Annotated in this window: 17 protein-coding genes and 1 tRNA gene; 14 read left to right on the forward strand and 4 right to left on the reverse strand. The window is 64.7% G+C overall.

What is annotated here, in order from left to right; genetic code table 11:
• Positions 1–108: 108 nt before the first annotated feature.
• Entirely contained in the window at positions 109–1,026 is a 918-nt protein-coding gene (locus tag ACN6O8_RS13870) for a LysR family transcriptional regulator (protein ID WP_427991611.1), read from the forward strand.
• Here ACN6O8_RS13870 and ACN6O8_RS13875 read toward each other — a convergent pair.
• The 4 genes from ACN6O8_RS13875 to mutM all read right to left on the reverse strand — a co-directional run bounded on the left by ACN6O8_RS13875 (position 992) and on the right by mutM (position 5,030).
• Positions 992–1,210 carry a DUF2783 domain-containing protein gene (locus ACN6O8_RS13875; RefSeq protein WP_175134044.1) on the reverse strand — a complete coding sequence of 73 codons (219 nt, stop codon included), beginning with the start codon at positions 1,208–1,210 and terminating at the stop codon, positions 992–994. The genes ACN6O8_RS13870 and ACN6O8_RS13875 overlap by 35 nt on opposite strands.
• Before the next feature lie 17 nt (positions 1,211–1,227).
• On the reverse strand, positions 1,228–2,907 hold the full coding sequence (locus tag ACN6O8_RS13880) for an FAD-dependent oxidoreductase (RefSeq protein WP_427991612.1): 1,680 nt from the start codon (positions 2,905–2,907) through the stop codon (positions 1,228–1,230).
• A 124-nt stretch (positions 2,908–3,031) separates the two neighbouring features.
• The gene (locus ACN6O8_RS13885; RefSeq protein ID WP_427991613.1) at positions 3,032–3,985 is read right to left on the reverse strand and encodes an MBL fold metallo-hydrolase; all 954 of its coding nucleotides are present in this window, start codon (positions 3,983–3,985) and stop codon (positions 3,032–3,034) included.
• A gap of 217 nt (positions 3,986–4,202) precedes the next feature.
• Entirely contained in the window at positions 4,203–5,030 is an 828-nt protein-coding gene (gene mutM / locus ACN6O8_RS13890) for a bifunctional DNA-formamidopyrimidine glycosylase/DNA-(apurinic or apyrimidinic site) lyase (RefSeq protein WP_427991614.1), read from the reverse strand.
• Here mutM and ACN6O8_RS13895 point away from each other — a divergent pair.
• The 13 genes from ACN6O8_RS13895 to ACN6O8_RS13955 all read left to right on the forward strand — a co-directional run bounded on the left by ACN6O8_RS13895 (position 5,029) and on the right by ACN6O8_RS13955 (position 20,610).
• Complete coding sequence (locus tag ACN6O8_RS13895; protein ID WP_427991615.1) at positions 5,029–6,915, forward strand: tetratricopeptide repeat protein; 1,887 nt, start codon at positions 5,029–5,031, stop codon at positions 6,913–6,915. The genes mutM and ACN6O8_RS13895 overlap by 2 nt on opposite strands.
• 38 nt (positions 6,916–6,953) lie before the next feature.
• Positions 6,954–7,514, forward strand: coding sequence for a lipoprotein insertase outer membrane protein LolB (gene lolB / locus ACN6O8_RS13900; RefSeq protein ID WP_427991932.1), 561 nt, complete (start codon positions 6,954–6,956; stop codon positions 7,512–7,514).
• Positions 7,515–7,750: 236 nt separating this feature from the next.
• The gene (locus tag ACN6O8_RS13905) at positions 7,751–9,349 is read left to right on the forward strand and encodes a methyl-accepting chemotaxis protein (RefSeq protein WP_427991616.1); all 1,599 of its coding nucleotides are present in this window, start codon (positions 7,751–7,753) and stop codon (positions 9,347–9,349) included.
• Positions 9,350–9,389: 40 nt separating this feature from the next.
• The gene (ispE, locus tag ACN6O8_RS13910) at positions 9,390–10,307 is read left to right on the forward strand and encodes a 4-(cytidine 5'-diphospho)-2-C-methyl-D-erythritol kinase (protein ID WP_427991617.1); all 918 of its coding nucleotides are present in this window, start codon (positions 9,390–9,392) and stop codon (positions 10,305–10,307) included.
• Position 10,308: 1 nt separating this feature from the next.
• Positions 10,309–10,385 (forward strand) — tRNA-Gln (locus ACN6O8_RS13915).
• A gap of 133 nt (positions 10,386–10,518) precedes the next feature.
• Complete coding sequence (locus ACN6O8_RS13920) at positions 10,519–11,469, forward strand: ribose-phosphate pyrophosphokinase (protein ID WP_006227587.1); 951 nt, start codon at positions 10,519–10,521, stop codon at positions 11,467–11,469.
• A 125-nt stretch (positions 11,470–11,594) separates the two neighbouring features.
• Positions 11,595–12,212: a 50S ribosomal protein L25/general stress protein Ctc gene (locus ACN6O8_RS13925; RefSeq protein WP_427991618.1), complete on the forward strand. Its 618-nt coding sequence runs from the start codon at positions 11,595–11,597 to the stop codon at positions 12,210–12,212.
• Between the two features lie 97 nt (positions 12,213–12,309).
• Positions 12,310–12,906 carry an aminoacyl-tRNA hydrolase gene (gene pth, locus ACN6O8_RS13930; protein ID WP_427991619.1) on the forward strand — a complete coding sequence of 199 codons (597 nt, stop codon included), beginning with the start codon at positions 12,310–12,312 and terminating at the stop codon, positions 12,904–12,906.
• Positions 12,906–13,685: a CPBP family glutamic-type intramembrane protease gene (locus ACN6O8_RS13935; RefSeq protein WP_427991620.1), complete on the forward strand. Its 780-nt coding sequence runs from the start codon at positions 12,906–12,908 to the stop codon at positions 13,683–13,685. The genes pth and ACN6O8_RS13935 overlap by 1 nt, the downstream gene beginning before the upstream one ends.
• Before the next feature lie 95 nt (positions 13,686–13,780).
• Complete coding sequence (gene ychF / locus ACN6O8_RS13940) at positions 13,781–14,872, forward strand: redox-regulated ATPase YchF (RefSeq protein WP_427991621.1); 1,092 nt, start codon at positions 13,781–13,783, stop codon at positions 14,870–14,872.
• 196 nt (positions 14,873–15,068) lie between these two features.
• Complete coding sequence (locus tag ACN6O8_RS13945; RefSeq protein WP_427991622.1) at positions 15,069–16,280, forward strand: tyrosine-type recombinase/integrase; 1,212 nt, start codon at positions 15,069–15,071, stop codon at positions 16,278–16,280.
• Positions 16,281–16,623: 343 nt separating this feature from the next.
• Complete coding sequence (locus tag ACN6O8_RS13950; RefSeq protein ID WP_427991623.1) at positions 16,624–17,685, forward strand: Fic family protein; 1,062 nt, start codon at positions 16,624–16,626, stop codon at positions 17,683–17,685.
• 126 nt (positions 17,686–17,811) lie between these two features.
• Positions 17,812–20,610, forward strand: coding sequence for a DEAD/DEAH box helicase family protein (locus tag ACN6O8_RS13955; RefSeq protein ID WP_427991624.1), 2,799 nt, complete (start codon positions 17,812–17,814; stop codon positions 20,608–20,610).
• Position 20,611 lies beyond the last annotated feature (1 nt).

A 20,611-nucleotide genomic window follows, 5' to 3' on the forward strand; every position in this document is an offset into this window, starting at 1 on the left:
GGCTTAAAGCGTCCGGCACCGATGCGCCATTGTCGGAAAAATCTCCCGTTGCGGCTACGGGAATGCAAAAATAGCAACTATAAATTTTGTGAATAGTAGGGGTGCCTGATGGCGGACTTGCGCGACGTCGACCTGAACCTGCTGATCCTGTTCCAGCACCTGCTGGAGGATCGCAACCTGTCCGCCGTGGCGCGCCGGCTGGACCTGTCGCAGCCGGCCGTCAGCAACGCCCTGCGCCGGCTGCGCCTGGCCTTTGGCGACGAACTGTTCGTGCGCACCGCGCAGGGCATGCTGCCGACACCGCGCGCGCAGCGCCTGGCCGGCCCGGTGAGCGAGGCGCTGGCAATGCTGTCGCAGGCCTTGCAGGAGCAGGACGCCTTCGACGCCGCCACCAGCACGCGGCGCTTTCGCGTGGCCATGACCGATGTCGGCGAGATCCACTTCATGCCGCGACTGATGGAGGTCTGCGTGCAGGTGGCGCCCCAGGTGCGCATCGATTCGGTGCGGGTGCAAGGGCCGGATCTGCCGCGCGAGATGGCGGCGGGCCGGGTCGACCTGGCCATCGGCGCGTTTGACGAGATGGGGGCGGGCACCTTGCAGCGCATGCTGTTCCGGCAGGGCTACGCCACCTTGTTCCGCCAGGCGCATCCCACCGCCCATGCCGGCATGGGGCTGAAGGCGTTTCGCGCCGAGCGCCACCTGATCGTGTCGCGCGCCGCGCCCTATGGCCAGGTGAACCAGTCGATGGAACGGGCGGGATTGACGCTGGCCGAGCATTTCAGCGTGCCGCATTTCTCGGCCGTGCCCTACATCGTCAGCGCCACCGACCTGCTGGCCACCGTGCCCGAGAAACTGGCGGCCAGCGCCGCGCCGCCGTTCGGCCTGCGCTATATGACGCCGCCGGTGAAGGTGCCGGCGCTGCAGACCAATATGTACTGGCAGCGCCGCTACGACCGCGATGGCGGCAATCAGTGGCTGCGCGCCCTGATCGTCAACACGTTTGCGGTGGGGGCGCCGTCGCGGTGACCGACGCGCGCGCCTGCGCCAGGGCCTCGCGCAGCACCGCCATGTCGCCCAGGTGGTTGGCCAGCAGCAGGATCAGCGCCGCGTTCATTTCCTGGCTCTGCTCGTTGCTCAGGTCACGGTGCGCGTCGATCAGCGCCTCGTAGAAATCGTCCGGCGCGGCCAGGTTGGTTTCGGTGTTCAGCATGGAAAGGGCCTCCGGATTCAGGCGCGGCCGATGGCGCGGTTGACGGCCGACGCTACCGCGTCGGGCTTGAAGGCGCGCCAGCGCGCGGCGACGTGCTGGTCGGGCCGGATCAGGTAGGCGGTGCCCGACAGCGCGTCATAGCGCTGAGCCAGCAGCCCTTCGGTATCGACGACGCGCGTCAGGTCGTCCGGCCAGCCGGCCGCGTCGCAACCCGGGCCGGCCACCAGCACCGGCTTGACCGGCACGGCGGCCAGGCGCAGCGCGCGCAGGGCCTGCAAGGTCCCGGCGTCGGGCGGGGCGTCGCCGCAGAACAGCGCCAGCGTGAAGCCCGCGTCCAATTGCGACAGCCACCAGGGCGAGTCGCCGGGGCCGCGCACCGGCGCGTCCAGCGCCACCGCGCCGGGCCGCAGGCGGCCGGCGAACGTGTCGGTGTCGGGCGTATTCAGCGGTGAATCGGCGTAGGTGGCGGGCAGCGACAGGCGGCCGCTGTTGACCAGCGCGCGCGCGAACGGATGGGTGCGCGCCAGATTCAGCACGGCGTTGCGAAAGCTCCGGCTGATGTCGCTCTTGGGCGTGATGAAGTCGGTGGCGCGCGAGGAATTCAGGATGTTCTCGTCGGCGGCATGCTCGCGTTCGGCGGCATAGCTGTCGATCAGCGATTCCGGCGCGTGGCCGGCCAGCACCAGGCGCAGCTTCCACGCCAGGTTCTCGGCATCCTGCACGCCGCTGTTGGCGCCGCGCGCGCCGAACGGCGAGACGCGGTGCGCCGAGTCGCCGGCGAACACCACGCGGCCGTGGCGGAACTTGTCCATGCGCTCGCAGGCGAAGGTGTAGACGCTGACCCATTCCAGGTCGAACTGCGCGTCCGGGCCGAGCAGGGCGCGGATGCGCGGCAGCACGTTCTCGGGCTTGACCGCCTCGACCGGGTCGGCGTTCCAGCCCAATTGGAAGTCGATGCGCCAGACATTGTCGGGCTGCATATGCAACAGCACCGATTGATTGGGGTGGAAGGGCGGGTCGAACCAGAACCAGCGCTCTGCCGGGAAGTCGGCCTTCATCTTGACGTCGGCGATCAGGAAGCGGTCGCGGAAGATGCGGCCGTGGCTTTCCTGGCCGATCAGCTTGCGCACCGGCGAACGGGCGCCGTCACAGGCCACCAGCCAGTCGGCGCGCAGCGCGTAGCCGCCTTCGGGCGTGTCGATCGACAACACCACGCCGTCGCCGGCCTGCTCCAGGCCCACCACCTTGTTCTTCCAGCGCAGGTCGATGTTCGGTTCCTGGCGCGCCTGCTCGTACAGATAGCCTTCGGCGTAGTACTGCTGCAGGTTGATGAAGGCGGGGCGGCGGTGGCCGGGTTCGGGCAGCAGGTCGAAGCGCCAGACTTCCTGGTCGCGGAAGAACACCTTGCCCACGTTCCACGACACGCCCTTGTCGACCATGCGCTGGCCGACGCCGAGGCGGTCCCAGATCTCCAGCGTGCGCTTGGAAAAGCAGATGGCGCGCGAGCCGGTGGACAGGCGGTAGTCGTCGTCCAGCACCACCACCCGCACGCCCTGGCGCGCCAGGTCCAGCGCCGTCGTCAGGCCGACCGGCCCGGCGCCCACCACCACCACCGGGTGGCGCGCCTGGGTCGCGGCGCCCTGGTCGGCGTGTTTCTCATAGGCGAACTCCATCGCCTGAAAGTCGATGTCTCCCACGGTTGTCTCCTGTGTGGGTCATTTTGTTTTTATGCGCGGCTGCGGCGCCCCGCGCGTGTCCGGGGGCGGACGGAGCCGTTTCGATCTGTGGAAAAAAAGCGGCCGGCGCACCGGCCGCGCGGGATCAGCCCTCCAGCTGGGCCCACATTTCCAGGTCGCGCTTGTCCGTCCAGATGCGCGGATGCACGTGACCGGTGGCCTCGTCATAGGCGCGCGATACGTCGAACGGCATGCAGTGGTCGAAGATGACCCAGTCGCTGTAGCGCGGCTTCATGAAATCGTAGACCTCCCGGTAGATCGTCTTCAGATCCTTGCCTTCGGCCACGCCGCGGTTCACCGCGCCGTACAGGTCGGTCAGGAAGGCGCGCGTGCCGGCCAGACCCTGGCGCACTTCGGCGGCATTCTTGAGCGCCGGGCCGCGGCCGGGCACCATCTTCTCGGCTTCGAAGCCGGCCAGCGCGTCCAGCGTGCTGGGCCAGTCGCGGAAATAGGCGTCGCCGCAGTACGGGGTGGACTGGTATTCGACCAGGTCGCCGGCGAACAGGATCTTCTGCTCGGGCAGCCAGGCGATGGTGTCGCCCTTGGTGTGGCCGCGGCCGACCTGCAGCAGCTTGACCTCAAGGTTGCCCAGGTTGACGGTCATCTCGCCCTTGAACGTCATGGTGGGCCAGACCAGGCCGGGGGGAATCGATTCGGCGTTGCGGAACAGGCGCGGGAAGCGGCCGATTTCGCTGGCCTTGTCCTGCTCGCCGCGTTCGGCGATCAGGTCGTAGGTGTCGCGGCTGGCCAGGATTTCCTGGGCGTTGTAGGCCGAGGCGCCGAACACCCGCACCGCGTGGTAGTGCGACAGCAGGATGTACTTGATCGGCTTGTCGGTGACTTCGCGGATGCGGCGGATGACGTCCTGCGCCATCACCGGGGTGGCCTGGGTGTCGACCACCATGACCGCCTCGTCGCCGATGATCACGCCGGTGTTGGGGTCGCCTTCGGCGGTGTAGGCATAGGCGTTGTCTGACAGCTTTTCGAACGATACGACCTTGTCGGTCAGGTCGGCGTGCGAAGCGAATTGCTTGCTCATGGAGGCTCCTTCCACTTTTATAGGCATAGGGTGTGTGGAAGGAATATAGCTTGGCGTTAGTGGTTGTGCAATACGTTTGCTATAAACGAATCAACCCTTTTTGGCAGGGATTTCCCTTGGGTTTCCAGGGCTCGTCCAAATGCATCCGGGCCGCGCAGGGCGGCCCGGACGGGAACCTTTCAGGGCGGCGGCGGCCCACAGGGAGTGGGTGCGCGGATCAGGTCTTCTGGCACTTCGGGCAGTAATAGGTCGCTCGCTGACCCTGGACGATGCGCTTGATCGGCGTGCCGCAGACCCGGCAGGGCTGGCCGGCGCGCTCGTAGACCGCGGCGTGGATCTCGAAGTAGGCGCCGGGCTCGCCGCTGGCGCCGACGTAGTCGCGCAAGGTGCTGCCGCCGGAAGTCAGGGCGTCGGCCAGCGTGGCGCGCACCATGTCCGCCAGGCGGTCGCAACGGGCCCGCGACAGCTTGTTGGCCGGGGTCTTGGGGTTGATGCGGGCGCGGAACAGGCTTTCCGAGGCATAGATGTTGCCCACGCCCACCACCGCCATGCCGGCCAGCAGCACCTGCTTGATCGCGGCGCCATGGTTCTTGAAGTGGCGGTGCAGCCAGGCGCCGTCGAAGCGCGGGTCGAACGGTTCGATGCCGAGCTTGGCCAGCAGGGGGTGGTTCTCGACCGGGCCGTCCGCGTCGGGATGCCACAGCACCGCGCCGAAACGGCGCGGGTCATGCAACCGCAGCACGGCCTGATCGAAGATCCATTCGACGTGGTCATGTTTGCGCAGGAATTCCCCGGGAGCCACGCTGCGCAGTGATCCGGACATGCCCAGGTGCACGATCTGGGTGCCGTGGTCGAAGCGCAGCAGCAGGTATTTGCCGCGGCGGCCGCATTCCCGCACGGTGCGTCCGCCCACCAGGGCGGGCAGGTCGGCCGGGATGGGCCAGCGCATCCGGGACTCATGGACGACCAGCCGCGTGAGGGGGCGGCCGGTGATGACGGCGTCGATTCCGCGACGCGTGGTTTCAACTTCAGGCAGTTCCGGCATGAGCCAGTGTAAGATCATCAATTGCGTGTACGAAGATTGTGCCACCAACCGGACGGGCCGCGTGAAGTCGTCTTTCAAACAAATGAATATCGGGATTGCCGCGCTGGCGCTTGCGTTGGCCTCTGCCCTGGTTCCTCAAGCCCAGGCCGCCGACAGCCGGACGCGGGATGCGACCGGCCCCCGCATGGCGCCCCAGAACCGCCAGCCTGAAACCGAGGTGATCCGCTTGCGTCCGGGCCAGTTGCCCTACGTGACGCTGACCGCCGACATCTTCTACCGGGTCCTGGCGTCGGAAATCGCCGCCCAGCGCGGTATGTACGGCACCGCCGCCAGCACCATGGTCGGCCTGGCCCGCGACACCGGCGATCCCCGCCTGGCGCGCCGCGGCCTCGAATTCCAGTTGGCCGGCGGCAACCTGCCGGGCGCGCTGGACGCGGCCCGCGTCTGGGCCCGCCTGTCGCCCAACGACCTGGAAGCCAGCTCCACCGAACTGGCGCTGGCCGCCGCCAACGGCCAGACCAAGGGCCTGTCGCAGGCGCTGCGCAACCGCATCGAAGCCTCGCGCGACAAGCCGGCCGCCATTGGCCAGGCCCTGGCCGTGCTGAGCCGCCTGAACGACCGCCGTCTGGCGCTGCGCATCCTCGACGAGGCCCTGAGCGACAGCGTGCGCAAGTTGCCCGCCGCCCACCTGGCGCTGGCCGATGTGGCCTCCGCCGCCGGCGACTACCCGCGCGCCGCCCAGGAAGCCCGCGCTGCCCTGGCCGCCGATCCCAAGTCCGAACCGGCCGCCCAGCGCGTCCTCGAGTATGGCGCCAAGGTCGACCCGCAGCGCGCGCAGGCCGATGCCCGCGCCTATATCAGCCGCAATCCCAACGCCCGCAAGGTGCGCCTGATGCTGGCCGGCCAGATGGCCGACGCCGGCGATTACAACGGCGCCCTGGCCGAATTGCAGGCCATGTCGCGGCGCTCGCCGGAAGACTTCGACCTGCTCTTCATGCAGGCGCAACTGGCCTACAAGGCCGGCCAACTGTCGCAGGCCAGGACGCTGCTGCAGCAATACCTGGACGTGCAGAACCAGCGCCAGCGCGCCATCGTGCCGGGCGCCACCGACGCCGGCGCCGCCGCGGCCGACGCCCACGTGCTGCTGTCGCGCATCGCCGAAGACCAGGGCCAGTACGACGAAGCCATCGCCGAACTGGGCCGCATTGACGATCCCTCGCTGCGCTTCTCGGCGCGCATGCGCCAGGCCGCGCTGCGCGCCAAGTCCGGCCGCGTCGACGACGCCATCAAGATGGTCGACGCCGCCGCGCCCCAGGACGAGGAAGAACGCACCCTGGGCGTGCTGACCAAGGCGCAGATCCTGCGCGACGCCGACCGTATCGGCCAGGCCGTGTCGGTGCTGGAAGCGGCCGACCAGGCGCTGCCCGACACCGTCGAGATCAAGTACGAGCTGGCCATGCTGTACGAGCGCCAGGATCGCCTGGCCGACCTCGAACGCATGCTGCGCCAGGTCATCGCGCTGGATCCGGAGCACGCCCACGCCTACAACGCGCTGGGCTACACGCTGGCCGACCACAACCAGCGCCTGCCCGAGGCGCTGGACCTGATCACCCAGGCGCTGGAACTCTCGCCCAACGACCCGTTCATCCTGGACAGCATGGGCTGGGTCAAATTCCGCATGGGCGACCAGATCGCCGCCGCCGATTACCTGCGCCGCGCCTACAGCGTGCGTCCCGAAGCCGACATCGCCGCCCACCTGGCCGAAGTGCTCTGGACACAGGGCAAGCGCGACCAGGCGGTCGAGCTGCTGCGCGCCGCGGTGCAGAAGGATCCCAAGAATAAAACCGTGCTCGATGTCATCAAGCGCCTGGGGGTCAGCCTGTGACGGCTACGCTGCGCGCTGCGCGCGACGGCCTGGGGTGGATGCGTTGGACGCTGCTGGCCATGCTGGCTTTCGTGCTGGCGGCCTGCACCACCACGCCCAAGCCCATCGAGGGCGCGTCGGCGGGCGCGTTCTCGCGCGTCGGCCGCTTCGCCATCACGGTCAACGAGGAAAGCGGCAAGCAGAGCGCCGTGCAGGGCGGCTTTTCCTGGTCGGATGACGGCCGCCGTTACGTGCTCGACCTGACCAATCCGCTGGGCTCGACCGAGGCGCGGGTCGAGGGCCGGCCCGGCGCGGCCAGCCTCACCAAGGCCGATGGCACCCGCCTGGTGGCTGACAACCCCGATGCCTTGGCCGAAGACGCCCTGGGCAGCAGCATGCCGGTGTCCGGCCTGCGCGACTGGCTGCGCGGCAAGCTGGCGGGCCAGCCCGAGGCCACCGACGTGTCCAACGACGACCTGGGCCGTCCGGTGGCTTTCGAGCAGGGCGGCTGGCGCGCGCGGTTGTCGCGCTACGACACGCTGGGCCCGCAGATGCTGGTGCTGGAGCGCCAGGAACCGGGCCGCCGCATCATGGTGCGCCTGGTCGTCAACCAGCCCTGATGGCCGCTCCGCCATGCCGCGCTCAACGGCCCCTGCGGGGCCGTTGTGACGTCCGGGGATAGCACGTCCGTTCCGCTTCAATCAGCAAATCAGCGTTGCAAAATCGACGCTGTTACTGATTGATAGGCTTTGTTTAACCTGAATAATCCTCCGCATACCCGCGCGCACTACCCCGCGCGCGGCATGCAAGGCCGGTGGTCGCGGATCGCGCCGCCGCTTTTTTACGGAGAATGCCAATGTTCAGGAATACGCGGATCGCGACGATGCTCTTGGGGATCATCGCGGTATTTTTCACTTTCCAGTTGCTGGTGGGCGGCATGGGTTTCGTCGCCCTGCGGCAGACCAACCAGGACGTCGGCCAGCTCTATCGTCTTTCGTCGCAACAGGTCAATGCCGTGAACACGGCGGCGTTGTCGCTGGTGGCGGCGCGCACCGACCTGAGCCGCTACGCCACGCGGGTGGCGCAGGGCAATGCCAGCGACACCACCGCGCTGCGGCTGGCGCGCCAGCGCATCGCCGCGGGCGACAGCGCCTTCCAGACCTTTGCCGGCGGCTTGTCGGCACAAGAGAAGACCGAGTCCAAGGATCTGATCGAGGCCTACACCAACCTCAGCGCCAACCTGCAGAACGTCGGCAAGGTGCTGGAGGCCGGCGACATGGACGCCTATTTCAAGCAGGGCACGCAGCAGGTGCAGGAACTGCTGGTGTCCGAACGCGACGCCTTCATGCGCCGCGCCGAAACCAGCGGGCGGGAGGTGATGGACGAGATCTCGCTGTTCCACACCTTGTTCAGTTCATTGCTGGCCGGCATCCTGGCGCTGGGCCTGCTGATGGCGGTGGGCGCGCACGTGCTGATCCGCCGCATGATCGTGCGGCCGTTGCTGGAGGCGGGCGAGATCTTCCGCCGCATTGCCGAAGGCGACCTGACGCGCCGCGTGGCCGATCGCGGCCGCAACGAGATCGGCGCGCTGCTGAACGCCCTGCGCGCGATGCAGGACAGCCTGGTGCGCACGGTGTCCACGGTGCGCCGTGGCGTCGACGAGATCAACGTCGGCGCGCGCGAGATCTCGTCCGGCAATGCCGACCTGTCCAGCCGCACCGAGGAGCAGGCCGCCTCGCTCGAGGAAACCGCCGCCAGCATGGAAGAGCTGGCCACCACGGTCAAGCAGAATGCCGATACCGCACGCGAAGCCAACCGCATGGTCGCCACCTCGGCCGCCGTGGCGCAACGCGGCGGCGAGGCCGTCTCCAGCGTGGTCGAGACCATGCGCGCCATCCAGGGCAGCTCGTCGCGCATTTCCGACATCGTCGGCGTGATCGACGGCATTGCCTTCCAGACCAACATCCTGGCGCTGAACGCCGCCGTGGAAGCCGCGCGCGCAGGCGAGCAGGGCAAGGGTTTCGCCGTGGTCGCCAGCGAAGTGCGCACGCTGGCTCAGCGCAGCGCCGCCGCCGCCAAGGAAATCAAGCAGCTCATCGAAGACTCGGCGCAGAAGGTCGGCGTCGGTTCCGAGCAGGTGGAAACGGCCGGCGCCACCATGCGCGAGATCGTCGAGTCGGTGCAGCGCGTGACCAGTCTGATGGGCGAGATCTCTGCCGCCTCTGAGGAGCAGGCCACCGGCATCGACCAGGTCAACCGCGCCGTGACGCAGATGGACGGCGTGACCCAGCAGAATGCCGCACTGGTGGAACAGGCCGCCGCCGCCGCCGGCGCGCTGGAAGAACAGGCGCGCCAACTGGCGGGCGCCGTGGCGGTGTTCAAGCTGCCGGAAGGGCAGGTGATCGAGGCGCCGGCCGAACGCCTGGCCGGCCGCGTCACGCCGCAGATCGCCTGATCGCTAAAATCGACGCATCCCCCCTTTTTTCCGCTCCATCGTGACTCTCTACGACGTCCCCGCGCCCGCCAAGGTGAATCTGTTCCTGCACGTGGTGGGCCGCCGTCCCGACGGCTACCACCTGCTGCAGACCGCCTTCCGCTTCATCGATCTGTGCGACACGCTGCATTTCGAGGCGCGCGCCGACGGCGTCATCAGCCGCGCCACGGAATTGCCGGGCGTGTCGGAAGCGGATGATCTCACCTTGCGCGCCGCGCGCGCCCTGCAGCGGGCCACCGGCACGCGCCAGGGCGCGCAGATCGCGCTGGAAAAACGCATTCCGCAGGGCGGCGGGCTGGGCGGCGGGTCGAGCGACGCGGCCACCGTGCTGATCTCCTTGAACCGTCTGTGGGGCACCGGCCTGTCGCGGCGCGAACTGATGGAGCTGGCCTTGCCGCTGGGCGCGGACGTGCCGGTGTTCGTGTTCGGTCAGTCCGCTTTTGCCGAAGGCGTGGGCGAAAAACTGACGGCGCTGGATCTGCCGGCGCGGGCCTATCTGGTGGCACAGCCGGACGCCAGCGTGCCGACTGCTGGAATTTTTTCCGCACCCGATTTGACAAGAGATTCTTCTTACATCACAATAGCGGACTTTCTTGCTTCGCCTACATTTTCCTTCGGGAAAAATGATTTGGAGCCGGTGGTCTACCGACTTTATCCTGAAGTTTTCAGGGCATCGCGGTGGCTTGCAGAGCAGGGTGTGTTGAAAAACACAGGAACCCAAGTTCGCATGTCGGGATCTGGCGCGTGTTTGTACGCCGAGTTTTCCGAGCTTTCGGAGGCCGTTTTGGCGAAAACGGAAATTACCGCTACAATGCGCGGCGCTGTTGAATTAAACGGCATCACGCATCCACGGTTCCGGTTAGTGCAGGCTTGTCCTGGGTTGACTGAGCATCCGCTGCGGAATTGGATTGCAAGATAGTTGGGGAGTCGCCAAGCTGGTTAAGGCACCGGATTTTGATTCCGGCATGCGAAGGTTCGAATCCTTCCTCCCCAGCCAACCGAATACATAAAAAAGCTGTTGAACACGCCTGTAAGACACTGGCCCGGGTTCAGCAGCTTTTTTATTTTCCGGTCCGCAGGTTCTCGCATCACCTCGTTAGTGTCTCGAAACGACCATCGCATCATCCATCATGGCAAACGATAGCTTCATGATCTTCACGGGCACGGCCAACACTCGGCTGGCCGTGGACGTAGTCAACCACCTCGATATGTCCCTGGGAAAGATGACCGTCGGTCGCTTTTCGGACGGCGAGGTGATGGTCGAGATCAACGAGAATGTGCGTGGCAAGGACGTCTTCGTCCTGCAGCCCACCTGTGCGCCTACCAATGACAACCTGATGGAAATCATGGTGATGGTCGATGCCCTGCGCCGCGCCTCGGCCGGCCGCATCACCGCCGCGATTCCCTATTTCGGCTACGCCCGCCAGGACCGCCGCCCGCGCTCGGCGCGCGTCGCGATCTCGGCCAAGGTCGTGGCCAACATGCTGCAAGTGGCGGGCGTCGACCGCGTCCTGACGATGGACCTGCACGCCGACCAGATCCAGGGTTTCTTCGACATTCCCGTGGACAACATCTACGCCGGCCCGATCCTGCTGGGCGACATCTGGCGCCGCAATTTCTCGAACCTGGTCGTGGTGTCCCCGGACATCGGCGGCGTGGTGCGGGCCCGCGCGCTGGCCAAGCAGCTCGAAGCCGACCTGGCCATCATCGACAAGCGCCGTCCGCGCGCCAACGTGTCGGAAGTGATGAACATCATCGGTGAAGTCGACGGCCGCACCTGCATCATCATGGACGACATGGTCGACACCGCCGGCACGCTGTGCAAGGCGGCCCAGGCCCTGAAGGACCGCGGCGCCGGCGCCGTCTACGCCTATTGCACGCACCCCGTGCTGTCGGGCGGCGCCATCGACCGCATCGAGGCGTCGGAACTGGACGAACTGGTTGTCACCGACACCATTCCGCTCTCCGAGCAAGGCCAGGCCAGCGGCAAGATCCGCCAACTGTCGTGCGCCGCGCTGCTGGGCGAGACCATCCTGCGTATCTCGAACGCCGAATCGGTCAGCTCGCTGTTCGTCGACTGACGTCAGCCCCCGTTTTTTGTGTCTTGCTGGTCGCGGCAAGACGCAAGCAACACGGCGCGCCTGTTGTGCGCCGTGCGTTCAACCGGCGAAGTCCGCTTCGCCATTTTTAGTTTTTGGAGTTTTCCATGAAATTCACTGCCACTGCGCGTAGCGTCCAGGGTTCGAGTGCGAGCCGCCGCCTGCGCCGCGCGGGCCGCGTTCCCGCCATCGTCTATGGTGGTTCGGCTGCCCCGCTGAACATTGAACTCGACCACAACGAGATCTACCACGCCCTGCGCAAGGAAGAATTCCACGCGTCGATCCTGCAAATGCAGCTCGAAGGCGCCAAGGACGAGCAAGTCCTGCTGCGTTCGGTTCAATGGCACGCCTACAAGCCGCAAGTCCTGCACGTGGACTTCCAGCGCGTCGACGCCAACCAGGCGCTGCGCACCAAGGTGCCGCTGCACTTCGTGAACGCTGAAGTCTCGCCGGCCGTCAAGCTGAGCGGCGCGATCATCAGCCACGTCACCACCGAACTGGAAATCACCTGCCTGCCGTCGGCGCTGCCCCAGTTCATCGAAGTCGACCTGACCAACATCCTGGCCGGCGCTTCGATCCACCTGGCCGACATCAAGCTGCCGATGGGCGTGACCTACGTCCCGCACGGTGGTGAAGAGAACCCGCTGCTGGCCGCCGCTGTCGTCAAGGGTGGCGCTGCCGCCGACGACGCCGACGACGCCGCTGCGGCCGCTCCCGCCGCCTAAGTCCTGCCGGAAAGCCTCGGCTTTCCCGCGGCTTGCGCCCGAAACCCTGCGTGTGCATTTGCATGCGCAGGGTTTTTTGGTTTAAACACCCCCCATCATGTCTATTCCCATACGCCTCATCGTGGGATTGGGTAACCCCGGTCCCGACTACGAAACCACCCGCCACAACGCGGGCTTCTGGCTGGCCGACCACCTGGCGGACGACCTGCGCGCCGCGTTCGCGCTGGAAAAATCGTTCTTCGGCATGGTGGCCAAATCCCGCCTGGGGGCCGACAACGTGCTGCTGCTCAAGCCCAACACCTACATGAACCGTTCCGGCCAGGCGGTCGGGGCGCTGGCGCGCTTCTACAAGCTGGTGCCGGAACAGGTGCTGGTGCTGCATGACGAACTCGATCTGATGCCGGGCCAGGTGAAACTCAAGCAGGGCGGCGGCCACGCCGGCCACAACGGCCTGAAGGACATCCAGGCCGCGCTCGGCAGCCCCAATTTCTGGCGCCTGCGGATCGGCATCGGCCATCCGCGCACGCTCGGCCTGGCACAGCAGGTGGCGGACTTCGTGCTGCATCCGCCGCGCCGCGAAGAGCAGAAGCTCATCGAGGCCGTCATCGACCGCTGCCGCGCTGTGGTGCCGGCCATGCTGGCCGGTGATTTCGCGCTGGCCACGCGCCAGTTGCACAGCGGCAACGAGGCCTGATGGACACCGGCCCGGGTTCCGTCGCGCCGCTCACGCCCCGTTTCCGCAGCGAATTGGCGGATTTCTGGCATTTCGTGCGCCGGCCGCATCCCTTGCGCCGTCTGCCGGGACGGGCGCCGACGGTCGGCTGGGTGTCGGACTGGTGGCCGGGTGTCGGCCCCGGTCGCCTGCTGGCCTGGGCGGCCGTGCTGTGGCTGATCAACCTGTTCGCGCTGGGGCCGGTGGCGGTGGCCGCGGCGGGCTTGGGAGGGGTGACGCACCGGCTCGATCCTGCCAACATCCCGTGGCTGACGGCGGTGGTCTGGGCGCCGCTGGTCGAGGAAATGCTGTTCCGCTACGGCCTGCGCCGGCCCAAGCAGGCGCTGTGGCTGTGCCCGGCGCTGCTGCCGGTGGTGTTGTACGGCCCGCGCATCTGGACCGGCCTGCTGCTGGCGGCCTTCGTGCTGCTGGCCTGCTGGGCGCTGCGGCCGCGTCCCGCGCCGCTCAAGCGCTGGAACACCGCGTGGCGGCGTCTTTACCTGAGGCACTTCGGCTGGGTGTTCCACCTGGTGGCGCTGACCTTCGCCGCCGTGCACCTGACCAACTTCGTCTTCCACCACACGCCGTATTGGCTGCTGCCGCTGCTGGTGCTGCCGCAGTGGCTGACCGGCCTGGTGCTGGGCTGGATCCGCATCCGCCGCGGCATCGGCGCGGCGATCGCGCTGCACGCCACCTTCAACGCCGGCCCCATTTTGCTGATCTGGGCCGTGATGCGCTGGGCCCCCACGGCGGCCAGTTGAGCCGTCCGTCCCCCAGGGCGCGGTCATCCTGACGCGCCGCCCGGCGGGGTAAACTAGAACGTTAACGATCAATACCGTACTTACACAGGATTCCCATGGCTCTGCAATGCGGCATCGTCGGCCTGCCCAACGTTGGCAAATCGACACTTTTCAATGCTCTGACCCGCGCCGGCATCGCCGCCGAGAACTACCCGTTCTGCACCATCGAGCCGAACGTCGGCGTGGTCGAGGTGCCGGATCCGCGTCTGCAGAAGCTGGCCGAGATCGTCAAGCCCGAGCGCATCCTGTCGGCCACGGTCGAATTCGTCGACATCGCCGGCCTGGTGGCCGGCGCCAGCAAGGGCGAAGGTCTGGGCAACCAGTTCCTCTCGCACATCCGCGAAACCGACGCCATCGTCAACGTGGTGCGCTGCTTCGAGGATCCCAACGTGATCCACGTGGCCGGCAAGGTCGATCCGATCGCCGACATCGAGGTCATCGAAACCGAACTGGCCCTGGCCGACCTGCAGACCGCCGAAAAGGCCCTGCAGCGCCACCAGAAAACCGCGCGTTCCGGCGACAAGGAATCGCAGCGCATCGTCGCCGTGCTCGAAAAATGCGTGGCGCAACTGAACGAAGCCAAGCCGATCCGCGCGCTCGACCTGTCCACCGAGGAAAAGGCCGATATCGCCCAGCTCTGCTTCATCACCGCCAAGCCCGCGATGTACGTGGGCAACGTGGCCGACGACGGCTTCACCAACAACCCGCTGCTGGACCGTTTGACCGAATTCGCCACCGCCCGCAACGCGCCGGTCGTGGCCATCTGCGCCGCCATCGAATCGGAGATCGTCGACCTGGACGACGCCGACCGCCAGGCCTTCCTGTCGGACATGGGCATGGAAGAACCGGGCCTGAACCGCCTGATCCGCGCCGCCTTCAAGCTGCTGGGCCTGCAGACCTACTTCACCGCCGGCGTCAAGGAAGTGCGCGCCTGGACCGTGCCGATCGGCGCCACCGCGCCCCAGGCCGCGGGCGTCATCCACACCGACTTCGAACGCGGCTTCATCCGCGCGCAGACCATCGCGTATGAAGACTTCATCACCTACAAGGGCGAGCAGGGCGCGAAGGAAGCGGGCAAGATGCGGGCGGAAGGCAAGGAATACATCGTGCAGGATGGCGATGTGATGAACTTCCTGTTTAACGTCTGACGATTTTTGCTGGATCTTGGTGGCGCTCAGTAGCGCTTGGTGGATAGATTGACCTGTTTTAAATCAATGGGTTGCAGAAATAATACGGTCTGCTGAGCGTTCCTATTGTTCATCGAGGTCTGAAAAATCCGGGGGTAGCGTTGGGGGTACTCGTGTTCAACCGTGGGGGTACATCTCCCCGCAGTGGAGTCCAACGATGCCCGAAAACCTACTCACCGACCTCAAGGTCAGGTCGGCCAAATCGACTGATCGAGATTGGAAACTATCAGACGGCGGGGGCTTGTTCCTGCTGGTCAAACCTACCGGCGGCAAGCTTTGGCGATGGAAGTACCGCCTGCAAGGCAAGGAGAACCTCTTTGCCATTGGCGGCTTTCCTCAAGTAAGCCTTGCGGAGGCGCGCGCGGCCCGCGAGAAGGCCCGCGCCCTGGTCAAGCAAGGCATTCATCCTGCGCATGAGCGGCAGCAGGTCAAGCGGCGCAACTTGGAAGCACTGGAGGAACGCAAGCGCGCTCGTGAAAGCTCGTTCGCCAAGGTGGCGCAGGCGTACCTGGCCGAGATCAAGCCTGTCTTTGCGCTCAGTTCCTACCGCACGAAAGAGTCCCGCATCAGGAAGTACCTGTCACCCAAGTTCGATGGGATGCCGATGAGCGACATTGGCGTGAAGCAGATTCGCCCGCTGCTGGAGGAATGCAAGGCCCACGGCGCGTGGGCGGCCATCCATGTCAAAGGCGATCTTTCGGCCATCTTCGAATTCGCGGTGGTTCGTGGGCTGGTCGAGGCAAATCCAATTCCCAGCCTGCGTGGGCTGCTACGCGTGCCGTTCAGCGAGAGCAAGGCGGCGATGACGCGAGAGCAAATCCAGAAGTTCTATCAGGAGTTGCGTGGCTACCGGGGCTATCCGGAAACCTCGTTGTGCCTGCGGCTGATTGCGCTGACCGCCTGCCGTCCAGGGGAGGCGGCGGATGCCGAATGGGACGAGTTCGACTTTGAGGATGCGCTGTGGCGTCGGCCTGCGGCGAAGATGAAGGCGCGGCGCGACCATGTCAGTCCGTTGTCCACGCAGGCCATAGCGGTGCTGAAAGACTTGCAGCACATCACGGGTGGCGGGCGCTATCTGTTTCCGCACCGAAGCGGAAAGGGCTTCACCACGCCCAATCGGCTCACCTACGCGATGCGCGACATGAACCTGGGCCGGGGCACGACGCCGCATTGCTGGCGGACGACCTTTTCAACTTGGGCGAATGAGAACGGATACCGGCCTGATGCGATTGAGCGGCAGCTTGCCCACGTGGAAAGCAACAAGGTGCGGGCGACCTACAACAAGGCGCTGCTGCTGGATCAGAGAAGGACGCTGTTGCAGGACTGGGCGGACTATCTGAGTGCGGCGGAGGGCAGCGTCACGGCATAGGGGCGATTTGGCTGGGTGTTGCAGAGCGAATGGACAGGGCGGCCTTTTCCTTTTCTGGATAGGCCTGTTGCCCTTGAGTGCCGTTCCCTTGCCGTTTGTCTTTGCCCTAGGTTGAACCTGGAAATGGGGTAAACAATAGGATAAATGGGGTAATTTATCATTTATTACCCTTTTATAGCTCGTGTTGTCTATTTCCTTCCCAGTCAGCCATGCCGGCCCCTCACGACCGCTGTTGTGTTCAGGAAATGGGGTAGTCCAACACCGTTAATGAGGCATTTTTAGAGACAATGCCCTATTTAGTGGCTATGATTACCCCATTTAGATAGCCTAGATTTACATTTTCATGCACTCGCTCACACCCGAGTACCTTGCCGCGCTTCGCTTCGATGGCACCCAGGCCGCCACGTTGCGCACACTTGGCGAGTACCAGGGTAAGCAGCAACTCTACGCTGCGCAGTCGCCCGAAGCCCTCAAGGGGCTACGCCAGATCGCGGTGGTGGAGTCCACCGAGTCGTCCAACCGGCTGGAAGGTGTTGTCGTCGCACCCTCGCGGCTGAAGTCCCTGGTCATCCGCAACGCAACGCCAAAGAGCCGTTCCGAACAGGAGATCGCCGGCTACCGTGACGCCCTGGCGCTGATCCACGAATCGGCCGCGCACATGCCCTTCAGTGAGGGCGTAGTGCTTCAACTGCACACCCTGCTGTACCGCTATATGCCGCAGGCGGGCGGACGCTGGAAGGCCACCAATAACGACATCATCGAGCGTCACCCGGATGGCACGTCGCGTCTGCGCTTCCAGCCGGTGGCTTCGCATCTAACGCCGATGGCCATGGCTGATCTGACAGGGCGCTACGCCACCGCGCTGGACCAGCACCTGGCCGACCCGTTGGTACTGGTGCCGCTGGCGATGCTCGACTTCCTGTGCATCCACCCTTTCCCGGACGGCAACGGTCGCATGTCCCGCTTGTTGACCATGCTGCTGCTCTACCACTTCGACTATGCCGCGGGCCGCTACATCAGCTTGGAACGCATCTTCGAAGATACCAAGGAAAGCTATTACGAGACGCTGGAAGCAAGCTCGCAGGGCTGGCACCAGGGGCAGCACGACGTAAAGCCCTGGCTCGACTACTTCTGGGGAGCCTTGCTACGGGCCTACCGCGAGTTCGAGGAGCGTGTCAGCACCATTGAGCGTGGCCGTGGCAGCAAGGGCGACCGGGTGCGGACGGAAGTTCTGGGGCGCACCCTGCCGTTCTCGATTTCCGAGATTGAAGAGGCCTGCCCGGGCGTGAGCCGGGACATGGTGCGGCTGGTGTTGCGGGTGATGAAGTCAGAGGGACTGATCGAATCGACCGGCAAGGGGCGTGGAGCAAAGTGGCTTCGCATCAATCAAGGCGGTGAGAAATGAAGACTAGAAAAAGTATTTTCAGCCTCGACATCCGCGACGATCACACTTGCGGCAACGTGCCCGCGTTCCAGACCGAGGAAATGGCCGCAGGTAGCCAACGCTTCCGCATAGCCAGGGAGGCTAGGCATGTCTAAATCCGAGGCACAGACACGAGCCGACTTGATTGACCAGCAACTCGCGTTATCAGGCTGGAACGTCAAAGACCCCACCCAGGTTGTCGAGGAATTCGACATCCTCACTGCCTTGCCAGTGGGCGTGGCCGAGCCGCGCACCCCCTACGAGGGCCACCAGTTCAGCGACTACGTCCTGCTCGGCAAAGACCGCAAACCCCTGGCAGTGATCGAGGCCAAGAAGACCAGCCGCGATGCCGCCATTGGCCGCGAGCAGGCCAAGCAATACTGCTACAACATCCAGAAGCAGCTAGGCGGCGAGCTGCCGTTCTGCTTCTACACCAACGGCCACGAGCTCTATTTCTGGGATCTGGAGAACGCGCCACCGCGCAAGGTGGTTGGCTTTCCCACCCGCGATGATCTCGAACGCTTCGCCTACATCCGTCGCAATCGCAAGCCGCTGACGCAGGAATTCATCAACACTTCGATTGCCGGACGGGATTACCAGATTCGCGCGATACGCTCGGTGCTCGAAGGCATCGAACAGAAGAAGCGCGATTTCCTGCTGGTGATGGCCACCGGCACCGGCAAGACCCGCACCTGCATCGCCATGGTCGATGCCTTAATGCGGGCTGGTCATGCAGAAAAAGTGCTGTTCCTCGTGGACCGTATAGCGTTGCGTGAACAGGCACTGGCCGCCTTCAAGGAACACATGCCCAACGAGCCGCGCTGGCCCAATGTGGGTGAAAAGCTGATCGCGACGGATCGTCGTGTGTATGTTGCCACCTACCCGACGATGCTCAACATTATCCGGGACGAGGCACAGCACCTGTCGTCGCACTTCTTCGATTTCATCGTCGTCGATGAAAGCCATCGCTCCATCTACAACACCTTTGGCGAAGTGCTGGACTACTTCAAGACCATCACACTGGGCCTCACGGCCACACCGACCGACATCATTGACCACAACACCTTCCAGCTTTTTCATTGCGAAGATGGCATTCCCACGTTTGCCTACACCTATGAAGAGGCCGTGAACAACGTGCCGCCCTACCTCTGCAACTTCCAGGTCATGAAGATTCAGACCAAGTTCCAGATGGAGGGCATCAGCAAGCGCACCATTTCGCTGGAAGACCAGAAGAAGCTGATCCTCCAAGGCAAGGAAGTTGAAGACATCAACTTCGAGGGCACTCAGCTTGAAAAGCAGGTGATCAACAAGGGCACCAACACCCTGATCGTCCGCGAATTCATGGAGGAGGCCATCAAGGACGCCAACGGCGTGCTGCCAGGCAAGACCATCTTCTTTTGCGCCACCAAGGCCCATGCCCGGCGCATGGAAGAAATCTTCGACAAGCTCTACCCGCAGTACCACGGTGAGCTTGCAAAGGTGCTTGTGTCGGATGACCCGCGCGTCTACGGCAAAGGTGGGCTGCTCGATCAATTCACCAACAACGACATGCCTCGCATCGCCATCAGCGTGGACATGCTCGACACCGGCATCGATGTGCGCGAAATCGTCAACCTCGTGTTCGCCAAGCCGGTCTACTCGTACACTAAGTTCTGGCAGATGGTCGGGCGCGGCACACGCCTGCTGGAAACCAGCAAGCCCAAGCCTTGGTGCCTTGAGAAAGATGTGTTCCTGATCCTCGACTGCTGGGACAACTTCGAATACTTCAAGCTCAACCCCAAGGGCAAGGAGCTTAAACCGCAGTTGCCGCTCCCGGTGCGGCTGGTGGGCCTGCGCCTCGACAAGATCGAAAAGGCCAATGACAGCGGCCATGCCGACATCGCCACGCGTGAAGTCGCCAAGCTCCGCCTGCAGATTGCCGCGTTACCCAAAGAGTCGGTGGTGATCAAGGAAGCCGCCGCCGCGCTGGCGCGGCTGGAAGATGACAACTTCTGGATCAGCCTCAGCCACGAGCGCCTTGAGTTCCTGCGTGCAGAAATAAAGCCGCTGTTCCGCACCGTGTCCGAGGCCGATTTCAAGGCCATGCGCTTCGAGCGCGATCTGCTGGAATATTCACTGGCCGTTTTGAGCAAGGAGAAGGAACAAGCCGACACCCTCAGGGAAGGCATCGTCGAGCAGATCGGCGAATTGCCACTCTCGGTCGGCTTTGTCAAGCAGGAAGAGGCCCTGATCCGCGCCGCGCAAACCAGCCACTACTGGGCCAAGGCGGATGAAGACGCCTTCGACGAACTGGTCGACAAGCTCGGCCCGCTCATGAAATTCCGCGAGCAATCCAGCGGCCAGGAGCAAACCCACCTCGATCTGGCCGATGAGCTCCACAAGAAGGAATGGGTGGAGTTCGGCCCACAGCACGAGGCGGTCAGTATCACCCACTACCGCGAAATGGTGGAAAACCTGATCGCCGAACTCACCGCGCACAACCCGGTGCTGCAGAAGATCAAGAACGGCGAGACAGTGAGCAGTGAAGAGGCCAAAGAGCTGGCCGAACTACTGCACGAAGAACACCCGCACATCACCGAAGACCTGCTGCGTCAGGTCTACAAGAACCGCAAGGCGCGCTTCATCCAGTTCATCCGCCACATCCTGGGTATTGAGGTGCTCAGGAGCTTCCCGGACGAGGTCAGCGCCGCCTTTGACCAATTCATCCGCGCCCACACCACGCTTAGCAGCCGGCAGATGGAATTCCTCAATCTGCTGAAGGGCTTCATCATCGAGCGCGAAAAGGTGGAGAAGAAAGACCTGATCAACGCCCCCTTCACGGTCATCCATCCGCAAGGCATCCGTGGCGTATTCAGTCCACTTGAAATCAACGAAATCCTGCAGCTGACCGAACGGTTGGCTGCCTAAA

It is taken from the genome of Achromobacter sp. (assembly GCF_050285565.1).
GTDB lineage: Bacteria > Pseudomonadota > Gammaproteobacteria > Burkholderiales > Burkholderiaceae_B > Achromobacter.

Coding starts and splice junctions, on each gene's coding strand:
- ACN6O8_RS13935 (WP_427991620.1), top strand. CDS start 12,906: ATGGACACCGGCCCGGGTTCCGTCGCGCCGCTCACGCCCCGTTTCCGC.
- lolB (WP_427991932.1), top strand. CDS start 6,954: ATGCGTTGGACGCTGCTGGCCATGCTGGCTTTCGTGCTGGCGGCCTGC.
- ACN6O8_RS13945 (WP_427991622.1), top strand. CDS start 15,069: ATGCCCGAAAACCTACTCACCGACCTCAAGGTCAGGTCGGCCAAATCG.
- ACN6O8_RS13950 (WP_427991623.1), top strand. CDS start 16,624: ATGCACTCGCTCACACCCGAGTACCTTGCCGCGCTTCGCTTCGATGGC.
- ACN6O8_RS13895 (WP_427991615.1), top strand. CDS start 5,029: ATGAGCCAGTGTAAGATCATCAATTGCGTGTACGAAGATTGTGCCACC.
- ACN6O8_RS13955 (WP_427991624.1), top strand. CDS start 17,812: ATGTCTAAATCCGAGGCACAGACACGAGCCGACTTGATTGACCAGCAA.
- ACN6O8_RS13925 (WP_427991618.1), top strand. CDS start 11,595: ATGAAATTCACTGCCACTGCGCGTAGCGTCCAGGGTTCGAGTGCGAGC.
- ychF (WP_427991621.1), top strand. CDS start 13,781: ATGGCTCTGCAATGCGGCATCGTCGGCCTGCCCAACGTTGGCAAATCG.
- ACN6O8_RS13885 (WP_427991613.1), bottom strand. CDS start 3,985: ATGAGCAAGCAATTCGCTTCGCACGCCGACCTGACCGACAAGGTCGTA.
- ACN6O8_RS13870 (WP_427991611.1), top strand. CDS start 109: ATGGCGGACTTGCGCGACGTCGACCTGAACCTGCTGATCCTGTTCCAG.
- ACN6O8_RS13920 (WP_006227587.1), top strand. CDS start 10,519: ATGGCAAACGATAGCTTCATGATCTTCACGGGCACGGCCAACACTCGG.
- pth (WP_427991619.1), top strand. CDS start 12,310: ATGTCTATTCCCATACGCCTCATCGTGGGATTGGGTAACCCCGGTCCC.
- ACN6O8_RS13875 (WP_175134044.1), bottom strand. CDS start 1,210: ATGCTGAACACCGAAACCAACCTGGCCGCGCCGGACGATTTCTACGAG.
- mutM (WP_427991614.1), bottom strand. CDS start 5,030: ATGCCGGAACTGCCTGAAGTTGAAACCACGCGTCGCGGAATCGACGCC.
- ACN6O8_RS13905 (WP_427991616.1), top strand. CDS start 7,751: ATGTTCAGGAATACGCGGATCGCGACGATGCTCTTGGGGATCATCGCG.